This window comes from Kitasatospora sp. NPDC127116 (assembly GCF_042677365.1).
GTDB lineage: Bacteria > Actinomycetota > Actinomycetes > Streptomycetales > Streptomycetaceae > Kitasatospora > Kitasatospora lactacystinica.
In genome coordinates, this window is the sequence record NZ_JBHXTL010000122.1 from 21,674 (window position 1) to 29,853 (window position 8,180).

An 8,180-nucleotide genomic window follows, 5' to 3' on the forward strand; every position below is an offset into this window, starting at 1 on the left:
CGCTCCCCTGGCGGCGCCGCCGAACCGGGCATAGGCCGATGGCGACTGGTCTCAGTTCTGGTCTCGTTCATCCCCGTCCAACTGGGTCCAGCCGCCGCCCAGCGGTTCGCCCCGCCGCAGTTCAGGACGGGTGTGAACCCCGGCGGACGGCGTTCGGGAGAATTGGAAAGCGTGTTGGGGGCAACCCCTCACGAGTTCGAATCTCGTATCCTCCGCCTCCGCCCGCCAGGGCAGACGAGGGCCCCGACCGCTCAGCGGTCGGGGCCCTCGTCGTTATGTGGTTGCAGTTCTGGTCTCGGTTGCGATTCGCGACGCCGCCGATCGCTCGCCTGCACAAGCAGCCTGGGATTCACTCGGGCTCCGGACTGAGCCAACCAGTGGCGGCCGAGCCAGCGGTATGCCCTTCGAAGGGCAACACGCTCGAACTTGCCACAGAACACGAGTAGCCCGAGACCGACCTCACCCGCGCGTAGGGGATTGCTGCCCGTGCCCCGGCTGAGGCCGGTCACCTTTGTCTCGTGCCCGCAGGCTCGGCCAGGACCTATCGACCCTCTCCGGGCGATCACCCACCGCTCCCAGTCCAATTCCGCCTCCGACAGCGCGGCCTGGATCCGGTCCGCTTCCTCCCGCAGACTCTCCATCCGCTGCCGGGCGGCCAACTCCCGCTCCTCCAGCAGCCCCACCACCGACGGCACCCGAGCACCTCGATCGAGACGACACGACGCGTCAACTCTCCTGCACGACACCGGAACCCCTGCCCGACCAGCAGAAACTCGGCGATCAAGTGCGGTAAGACAACGGCTTATCAATCACCGCCCATCCAGACCGTCGCGATCCCGACCAACGCCTGCGCCCTGTGGTACTCGTCGGCGATGCTCCCGGCGACCCGCTCGGCCCCGTCGGGGTCGGTGGCGGCCAACAGCTTCGCGATCCCCGCCAACGCCTGCGCCCTCCGGGACCCGTCGGCGATGCTCCCGGCGACCCGCTCGGCCTCGCCACTCAGCCGCTCGGCCCGGTCCGGGTCGGTACCCGCCAACGGCTCCGCGATCGCCGCCAACGTCCACGCCTTGTGGTAGTCGTCGGTGATGCTCCCGGCGACCCGCTCCGCCCGGTCGGGATCGACGCCCGCCAACGCCCTCGCGACCGCCGCCAACGCCTCCCGCCTCCGGGGCCCGTCGGCGATGCTTCCGGCGACCCACTCGGCCCGGTCGGGATCGACGCCCGCCAACGCCCTCGTGATCGCCGTCAACGCCTCCGCCCTGTACGACTCGCTGCTGACGCGCCCCGCCACGCGCTCGGCCTCGCCGCTCAGCCGCTCGACCCGGTCCGGGTCGGTGCCGGCCAGCGCCCTCACGATCGCCGCCAATGCCTGCGCCTTCCGGGAGTCGTCGGTGATGCTCCTGGCGACCCACTCGGCCCGGTCGGGGTCGGTCCACGCCAGCGCCCTCGCGACCCCTGCCAACGCCTGCGCCTTCATCGACTCGGCGGTGATGCTCCTGGCGACCCGCTCGGCCCGGTCGGGGTCGGTACCCGCCAGCGCCCCGGCGATCGCCGCCAACGCCTGCGCCTTCTTGGCGTTGGCGATGATGCCGGCGGCGACGCGCTCAGCCCGGTCCGGGTCGACGCCCGCCAACGCCCTCGCGATCCCCGTCAACGCCTGCGCCTTCCGGGACCCGTCGCCGATATTCCCGGCGACCCGCTCGGCCTCGCCACTCAGCCGCTCGGCCCGATCCGGGTCGGTACCCGCCAACGACGCCGCAATCCCCGCCAACGCCTCCGTCTTCCGGGAGTCGTCGGCGATGCTCCCGGCGACCCGTTCGGCCTGGTCGGGGTCGGTACCCGCCCACGCCTTCGCGATGCCCGCCAATGCCCGCGCCCTGGAGGACTCGTCGGTGATGCTCCCGGCGACACGCTCGGCGGTGGCCAACACCACAGCAGCGCCCTGGTGATGACGAACGGCACCGAGCCGGTCTGGAGGGAGCGCGGGGGCTGCTGCCGAGCGGTCCGGTGCCGGCAGCGAACACGAGTGGCGTCCCAGTGCCGCACGTGCTGTCTGGGCCACCACCGGCAGGCCGTTGGCGGCAGCCCTTTCCAGTGCGATCCGGGCGGCCTGCACCCGACCGGGGCCGCCGAGTGTCAGCCAGTCGGCCAACTCTTCGACGGCTGCCGCGCGTGGCCGCGGGTATCGACTGTCCAGTCCGGCGTGCAGTCCCTCGAGAAGCTTCGCCAGGTCCACCGCAGGCGGTGCTCCGAGTGTCGTGTCCGCAGTTGCGCCGAACCGGCGGTTGCGGGCCAGCCCGAGCAGGTCCGCTGTCGCGGTGCCTCGCTGTTGCGGCTCGGGCAGGCCCTCCGAACGGAGTCTGGCGTGCAGGTGCCGGTAGATGTCGCCGAGGCTGAGCAGTGGCCCGGCGGCTGGAGTCCCGGTACGCAACAGGTGCAGCAGGCGCTCGGTGAACGCGGTGTGCCGCTCCCCGGGCAGGATCAGCGCCGTACGGTTGGCCGGGGCTGAGGTCAGCGTGTAAGTGCCGGCGACTTCGAGCTGACCGAGGACCGCGTCGTCGGCCAGCGTGTCGCCGATGGCTCGCCCGCTGAAACAGCTGTCCAGGATCACCACCCGGCTGGCGGCCCGGCTCCCCAGGCAGGCGTCCCGCACCGCGTCGAACGGCAGCGCGGTGAACGCCAGCCGGCCGGGTCGAGTGCCGGCCAGACTCAGGTACAGGTCCCGCCGTCGCGGACCGAGCAGCCCATGTCCGCTGTAGTAGAACAGCAGCAGGTCCTCGGCCTCCTCGGCGGCCTGCACCAGCAGATCGCCCACCTGCTCGACACTGGCCGTCGACGGCGCCACCGCACAGTGCCTCGGGTCGAAGCCGCCCAACTCGGCATCGGTGAGCACCGCGGCCAGGTCGGTGACGTTGTTGGCAACCACCGGCACGTCCGGCAGCCCGGGATCGGTGTAGGCCGGGGTACCGACCAGGACGATCCGGGACCGCTGCGGGTCCACGGCCCGAGCGCTCACTCCGTCTCGCCGAGCACCTGACGCAGCAGTGCCTCGACGTCGTCGACCCGCTTGGCATCGACCTCCACCTGACGCCCGTCGGCTACCGAGACCACGATCCGCACATCGGAGCGGCGCGGCTGGGCCAGGAACGCCTGCAACGACGCAGCCAGCACGCTGACCGCCCCGCCGGCCCCGAGCGCGACCACCAGGACATCAGCCACCGCCCCCAGCTCCCCCGGTCCGGGCACCGCATCCGCCGGCGTCACCAGACCACGAAGCCCAGGCTCCTGGCCCAGCCAGTCCGACAGCTCGGCCAGCCCCTCGACCGAGTCATCGCCCTCCACAGCCAACCGCAGATCCACGAGCGCCCCCATAAACACGTTCCCTCATGCCGGGCCCCACCATATGGCCTCCGGCCGCACTGCCACCTGCCCGGCCCCGCGACCCGGAACCGGCGGCCATCGCAGAGACAGAGCGCGAAATGGTCCAGCCAGGTTCAGCGATCCTCCCCGTGGCTGAGGTCGCCCTGGTTGCAGTTCTGGTTGCATTCACCCTCGTCCAACGCCGTTCAGAGCCCAGCCGGTGGATCGCTCCGCCGCAGGCCAGGACGCCTACAACCGCCGCCGAACGCCCGGACGAACAGTTGGAAAGCGTGTTGGGGGCAACCCCTCACGAGTTCGAATCTCGTATCCTCCGCCGGCAGAAGGCCCGGACCGCTCAGCGGTCCGGGCCTTCGTCGTCTCGCGGTTGCCGTTCCGGTTGCGGTCGGAGGCGCCTCCCGCACCCGCCTGGCGGAGGCCAGCGGTTGGGCGGCGCTCGGTCCCGAGAGGGGCGACGGGTGGGCGCGATGGGTGGGCTGGCTGTCGCGGGGCCGTGGGCCGTGAAAGCCATGGGCGGTGTGATCGTCTGATGATGATTCCGTGACCGTGATCCCGTCCCACGGGTGGTCCCGGACCGATAGCGTCTGCTCCGGACGCGAGGGGTGGGGACGGCCGCGCCCGGCGTCGAGGGGAGCGTGGGCATGCAGCCGCTGGCAGCGGACGATCCGCGGCGGGTGGGCGAGTACCGGCTGCTGCGGCAGCTCGGGGCGGGCGGGATGGGCCGGGTCTACCTCGGCCGGACGTCGGGCGGGCGGACCGTCGCCGTCAAAGTGGTCCGTCACGACCTCGCCGGGGACCCCGAGTTCCGGGCCCGGTTCCGCCAGGAGGTGGCGGCCGCCCGACGGGTCGGCGGCACGTGGACGGCACCCGTCCTGGACGCGGACACCGAGGGCGACCGCCCCTGGGTGGCCACCGGCTACGTCGCCGGCCCCGCGCTCAACGCCGCCGTACGGGAGTTCGGGCCGCTGCCCGAGCCGGCCGTGCGAACCCTCGGAGTCGGTCTCGCCGAGGCGCTCACCCATGTGCACCGCCTCGGCCTGGTGCACCGGGACGTCAAGCCGTCGAACGTGCTGCTCAGCCTGGACGGCCCCCGGCTGATCGACTTCGGCATCGCCCGCGCGCTGGACGCCACCACCGTGCTCACCCAGTCCGGCCAGGTGTTCGGCTCGCCGGGCTTCATGTCGCCGGAGCAGGTCAACGCGCTGCCCGCCGGGCCGGCCGGCGACGTCTTCTCACTCGGCGCGGTACTCGCGTACGCGACGACCGGCAGGCTGCCGTTCGGCTCCGGGGTGAGCGCGCCCGTCCTGCTCTACCGGGTGCTGCACGAGGAACCCGACCTCTCCGGACTGCCCGGCCCGCTGCACTCGATCGTCCGTGACTGCCTGTCCAAGGACCCGTCCGGCCGCCCGACGCCCGAACGGCTCCGGGAACGGCTGGACGGCGACGGCACGGCCGCCGCCCGGCTGGGGCAGGGCCACTGGCTGCCGCCGGCCCTGGCGGCGGCGGTCGGGCGCAGCGCCGTGCAGCTGCTGGACCTGGAGGGGGAGCGGGAGGCCCGGGAGGGGACGGCCCCGGAGGAGAGGACCGCCGCCCCCGGTGCGGAGCCGGTGGTCGCGGCACCGGATCCCACCGGGCGCTCGGTGGTCGCCGAGGTGGCGAGGGCGCAAACGGGCGAGGCCGCGAAGGTCGTACCGGGCGGCGGTGTGTACGCGGTTCCCGGTACGGCTGGGGTGCCCGGTACGGCTGGGGTGCCCGGTACGGCTGGTGCAGCCGGGGCCGGGATGCCGGCCCCGCCGGGTTTCGGCCCACCGCCCGTAGGGCTCGTCCCGCCCGTCGAGCCCTGGACCCCGGTCCCGGTCCCGGTGCCACCGGCACCGCTCACGGCGCCGACGGCGGTGCCGGGCTACGGGCCGCACCCGCCGCGGCCAGGCGGCCGACGGAGGTACGGCGCGCTGACGGCCGTGCTGGTCGGCGCACTGCTGCTGGGCGGCGGGTACCTGATGGTCGAACAACTACGGAAGACCGACAGGGACACCGGCGCATCGAACGCCGGGCGGACCGCCCCGACCGGGGGTGGGGCGGCACCCACCGCCCCGGTTTCGAAGAGCCCGGATCCGAAGGGCCCGGAACCGACCGGCGCTGCCTCCGCTCCGGCCGACGACAGCCCCTCGCCCGGCGCACCCCCCTCGGACTCGGGGCCGGGCGTCGTCCCCGCGAAGTTCCTCGGGACGTGGGTCGGCGAACGCACGGCCGCCGGCGGGGAGGTCACCACCGTCGTCCTCACCGTCGTCCAGTCGGCGGAGAGCGAGGAGAAGAGCAGGATCCGCACCGAGAGGCCGCAGTCCGGCACCTGGTGCGAGGGCGCGTGGACGCTCTCCCAGGCCAACGAGAACCGGATCACCTACGCGCACCGGGTGACCGGCTCCTCCCCCGGTACGAAGTGCCTCGCCGACGAGGACCACGGGGTGGTCTATCCCGCGATCACGATGCTGCCGGACAACACCCTCCGGTACAGCATGGACCTGATCAAGCCGGACCAGTTCATGGTGCTGCGGAAGAAGGGCTGAGGCCGGCAGCGGCCGCGGCCGGTACCCGGGCGGCCCGCCCGGGTACCGCCCGCGGGTCTGCGCGGGCTACTGGAGGATGTTGATCGCGCGGGCGATCACCAGGGCTCCGACCATCAGTGAGACGGCGGCCTGGGCCATCATCAGCGCCTTGGCCCACCTCCGGATCGCGGAGACGTCGGTCGGGCTGAAGGCCGTGGCCGTCCAGAACGACAGCGAGAGGTAGTCCGCGAAGATCGGCACCCAGTCGGGCGGTGCGTGGCGCGGGTGCTGCATCTCCGGGAAGACGAACGCGGGGTCGGCGAACGGACGGTACGCCCGTGCGGCCGCCCCACCCCGGTCCAGGTCCCAGTACCAGAGCGCGAAGGCGATGACATTGGTCGCCCAGACCACGCCGCCGGTCGCCAGCAGGCCGGTCGCGTTGTCGGCGTAGATCTTGTTGCCGGTCAGGATGTCGGCCACCAGCCGCCCGGCGGCGAACAGGTTCGCCAGCGTCACGAACGCGATCACCAGGTCGGTGACCACGCGCAGCCACCGCCGGCGGCGGTCGATGCGGCCGGGATCACCGACGACCAGCACGACGAGCAGGACGAACAGGACCACCGGCAGCACCCACGGGGGGCTCTCCCGATAGGTCTCGGGAAGCAGGACGTGCAGCAGGGCGGCGATCAGCACCGCGGAGACGACCGGCCACCACCGCTCTCCGGCCCGGGCGGGGGCCGTGCCGGGCGATGGGTGCTCGGGCGGCGGCCCCGAGGAGTCCGGTGTGGGCATGACCCATTCTGATCCGGCGCCGCGACCCGCGCGGGGACCGAGCGCGTCGGGGTGTCGGTGCCGCTTCGGGGCGGGCCCGGCCAGGCGGATCGGGCGCGCGGACCGGCCAGGCGGATCGGGCGGACCGGGCGGGCCCCGGGTGTCCGATTCGTTCAAGACCGGGTGCGCGGGGGTGTCTAGCGTGGCAGGCATGAACAGCACATCTGCACCGCAGTTCGCCTTCGTCGGGCTGGCCGTTTCGGACATGGCCGCCTCGGTCGCCTTCTACCGGAGGTTGGGGGTGGAGTTTCCGGCAGGGGTCGAGGGGGAGCCGCACGTCGAGGGCACGTTGCCGGGCGGGCCGTTGCTGGTGCTCGACACCGAGGCCACCATCCGGTCGTTCCATCCCTCGTGGCAGCCGCCGAGCGGCGGTACGCGCTCCGCGCTGGCGTTCCGCTGCGCGAGTCCCGCGCAGGTGGACGCGGTGTACGAGGAGTTGACCGGCGCCGGGTACCACGGGGAGCTGAAGCCCTGGGACGCCTTCTGGGGGCAGCGGTACGCCGTGGTGCACGATCCGGACGGCAACGGGGTGGACCTGCTCGCGCCGCTGTAGGGGGAGGCTAGGGGAGCAGTAGCGCGGTGACCGGCATGCCCGTCAACTCCCGTACGTCGCGGGCCAGGTGGGCCTGGTCCGCGTAGCCGGCGCGGGCGGCCGTTTCGGCCAGTGGGACGCCGTCCCGGGCGAGGGCCAGGGCGCGTTGCATGCGCAGGATCCGGGCGAGGGTCTTGGGGCCGTAGCCGAAGGCGGTCAGGGAGCGGCGGTGGAGTTGGCGCGCGCCGAGGCCGACCGTCCCGGCCGTCGCGGCGACGGACCGACCGGCGGCGAGCGAGGCGGCCACCGCGCGGATCAGCGGGTCCTCGGGCGGTGCCTCGGCCGCCAGGCGCAGGGCCAGGGCTTCCAGTGCGGCGGCCGGGTCGGGGGCCGCGTCGACGCGTTCGGTGAGGTGCCGGACCTCGGCGGCGGGCCGCAGGTCGGCCAACTCGACGCGGCGGTCGCGGAGTTCGTGGGCGCGGACGCCGAGCAGGGCGGGGGCGGCACCGGGGCGGAAGCGCACGCCGACCCATGGGCCGCGCAGTCCGGGGCCGGGGCGGAAGGCGTGGGTGTCCGGTCCGGCGACCAGCAGCCGGCCTTCCGTCCACAGCAGGTCCATGCAGCCGTCGGGCAGGACGGCCCCGGCCATGGCATCGCCCGTACGTCCGGCATCCGCGCCCGTACGTCCGGCATCCGTACGGCCGGGGGCCTGCTTCGTCCACACGACCGCGCCGGGCAGCCGGGACGCGCGCTCCAGGTACGGGGAGGACGGGTCCATGACGCGAGGCTACGCGCCCCGGGAGGCGAGCGCGCCGGTGATGTCGTGGCGGGCGGCGGCGGGGGCGGCGTCGGGCATCGCACCGGTGTAGGTGCTGGAGAGCACGGTGCCGAGG

General features: G+C 73.5%; 6 protein-coding genes. 2 read left to right on the top strand and 4 right to left on the bottom strand.

What is annotated here, in order from left to right:
* Positions 1–805 precede the first annotated feature (805 nt).
* Positions 806–3,016 (bottom strand): caspase family protein, encoded by a 2,211-nt coding sequence (locus tag ACFVHV_RS34635; protein WP_380356683.1) that lies wholly within the window; start codon positions 3,014–3,016, stop codon positions 806–808.
* Positions 3,013–3,372, bottom strand: coding sequence for a hypothetical protein (locus ACFVHV_RS34640; protein WP_359905645.1), 360 nt, complete (start codon positions 3,370–3,372; stop codon positions 3,013–3,015). The genes ACFVHV_RS34635 and ACFVHV_RS34640 overlap by 4 nt, the downstream gene beginning before the upstream one ends.
* A gap of 647 nt (positions 3,373–4,019) precedes the next feature.
* On the opposite strand from ACFVHV_RS34640, the gene ACFVHV_RS34645 reads away from it, so the two are divergent.
* Positions 4,020–5,945: a serine/threonine-protein kinase gene (locus tag ACFVHV_RS34645; protein ID WP_380356686.1), complete on the top strand. Its 1,926-nt coding sequence runs from the start codon at positions 4,020–4,022 to the stop codon at positions 5,943–5,945.
* A 66-nt stretch (positions 5,946–6,011) separates the two neighbouring features.
* Here the strand turns inward: ACFVHV_RS34645 and ACFVHV_RS34650 are convergent, their stop codons facing one another.
* On the bottom strand, positions 6,012–6,716 hold the full coding sequence (locus ACFVHV_RS34650; protein ID WP_380356688.1) for a hypothetical protein: 705 nt from the start codon (positions 6,714–6,716) through the stop codon (positions 6,012–6,014).
* 190 nt (positions 6,717–6,906) lie between these two features.
* Here ACFVHV_RS34650 and ACFVHV_RS34655 point away from each other — a divergent pair, with 190 nt between their 5' ends.
* Positions 6,907–7,308, top strand: coding sequence for a VOC family protein (locus tag ACFVHV_RS34655; RefSeq protein WP_380356689.1), 402 nt, complete (start codon positions 6,907–6,909; stop codon positions 7,306–7,308).
* 7 nt (positions 7,309–7,315) lie between these two features.
* On the opposite strand, the gene ACFVHV_RS34660 is transcribed toward ACFVHV_RS34655, so the two are convergent.
* Complete coding sequence (locus ACFVHV_RS34660; RefSeq protein ID WP_380356691.1) at positions 7,316–8,065, bottom strand: helix-turn-helix domain-containing protein; 750 nt, start codon at positions 8,063–8,065, stop codon at positions 7,316–7,318.
* Between the last annotated feature and the right edge of the window lie 115 nt (positions 8,066–8,180).

Excerpts from the sequence above, each read along its gene's own strand:
- ACFVHV_RS34640 (WP_359905645.1), bottom strand. The coding sequence starts at position 3,372 with ATGGGGGCGCTCGTGGATCTGCGGTTGGCTGTGGAGGGCGATGACTCG.
- ACFVHV_RS34645 (WP_380356686.1), top strand. The coding sequence starts at position 4,020 with ATGCAGCCGCTGGCAGCGGACGATCCGCGGCGGGTGGGCGAGTACCGG.
- ACFVHV_RS34650 (WP_380356688.1), bottom strand. The coding sequence starts at position 6,716 with ATGCCCACACCGGACTCCTCGGGGCCGCCGCCCGAGCACCCATCGCCC.
- ACFVHV_RS34655 (WP_380356689.1), top strand. The coding sequence starts at position 6,907 with ATGAACAGCACATCTGCACCGCAGTTCGCCTTCGTCGGGCTGGCCGTT.
- ACFVHV_RS34660 (WP_380356691.1), bottom strand. The coding sequence starts at position 8,065 with ATGGACCCGTCCTCCCCGTACCTGGAGCGCGCGTCCCGGCTGCCCGGC.